The sequence below is a fragment of the Microbacterium sp. CPCC 204701 genome, assembly GCF_004010105.1.
In the GTDB taxonomy this organism is placed as follows: Bacteria; Actinomycetota; Actinomycetes; order Actinomycetales; family Microbacteriaceae; genus Microbacterium.
This window is the reverse complement of the sequence record NZ_RRYE01000606.1, coordinates 1-1,178: the sequence shown is the minus strand read 5'-3', so window position 1 is coordinate 1,178 and position 1,178 is coordinate 1. Positions and strand designations below refer to the sequence as shown.

General features: G+C 71.1%; 2 protein-coding genes. One reads left to right on the top strand and one right to left on the bottom strand.

The features are described 5' to 3' along the window. On the top strand, positions 1-501 hold a 501-nt coding region (locus EIO58_RS18265), incomplete at its 5' end, for a DUF3043 domain-containing protein (RefSeq protein WP_164861883.1). 67 nt (positions 502-568) lie between these two features. Here the strand turns inward: EIO58_RS18265 and pyrD are convergent. Continuing rightward, a partial coding sequence (gene pyrD / locus EIO58_RS18260) for a dihydroorotate dehydrogenase (quinone) (protein ID WP_127820591.1) occupies positions 569-1,178 on the bottom strand: 610 nt, incomplete at its 5' end.

Sequence of the window (1,178 nt, the reverse complement as noted above, 5' to 3'; positions counted from 1 at the left end):
CGCGCGACCCCGACGCGCGCCGAGCGCGAGGCCGCGCGCAAGCGTCCGCTCGTGCCCGACACGAAGGAGGCCAAGGCCCGCGCTCGCGCCGACCTCGCCGCGCAGCGCGAGAAGGCGCGTCTCGGCATGGCGAACGGCGACCCCCGCTATCTCCCCGCCCGCGACCAGGGTCCGCAGCGCAAGTTCGTCCGCGACTGGGTCGACGCCGGCTGGCACCTGGGCGAGGCGGTCATGCCGGCCATGGTGCTCGTCATCCTGGCGACCTTCCTTCCGATCCCGGCGCTGCAGTACTACGCGTTCGTGGGCCTGTGGATCTTCATCTTCTTCGTGATCGGTGACATGGTCCTCACGTCGATCACGGTCAAGCGCGCCGTCAAGCGCAAGTTCGGCGCCGACAAGATCGAGAAGGGCCTCGGCTGGTACGCCGCCATGCGCACCGTACAGATGCGCTTCCTGCGCCTTCCGAAGTCGCAGGTCAAGCGCGGCCAGAAGCCCGCCTGACCGCACTCCCTCGGCTCGCCCGCTCCCTGACCCTGCAATTCGCCCGGTCTCTGTGCCGGTCGAAGAGTCAGCGCGTCCGCGCGAGCCCGCGGTTGATCTGTCGGGCCCACAGTGGCCCGCGATAGAGGAATGCGGTGTAGCCCTGCACCAGGGTGGCGCCGGCATCCAGTCGATCCCGCGCGTCCGCCGCCGTCTCGATACCGCCGACGGAGATCACGCAGAACTCCGCGGGAACCGCGCCGCGAACGAGCCGCAGCACCTCGAGCGAGCGCTCCTTCAGCGGCGCGCCCGAGAGCCCGCCCTCCCCCGCGGCGGCGACCGTCGCCGCATCGGTGACCAGCCCCTCGCGCGAGATCGTCGTGTTGGTCGCGATGAGTCCTGCGAGCCCGAGCTCGACGGCGAGACCCGCGATCGCGACGATCTCGTCATCCGGAAGGTCGGGTGCGATCTTGACGAGCAGCGGAGTGCCACCGGCCGCGTCGCGGACCGCCTCGAGCAGCGGCCGCAGGGTCTCGATCGCCTGCAGGCCGCGCAGGCCCGGCGTGTTGGGCGACGACACGTTCACCACGAGGTAGTCGGCCAGCGGCGCGAGCAGCGTCGCGCTGCGAACGTAGTCGGCGGTCGCGTCTGCGACGTCGACGACGCGGCTCTTGCCGATGTTGACGCCGAGCACCGCG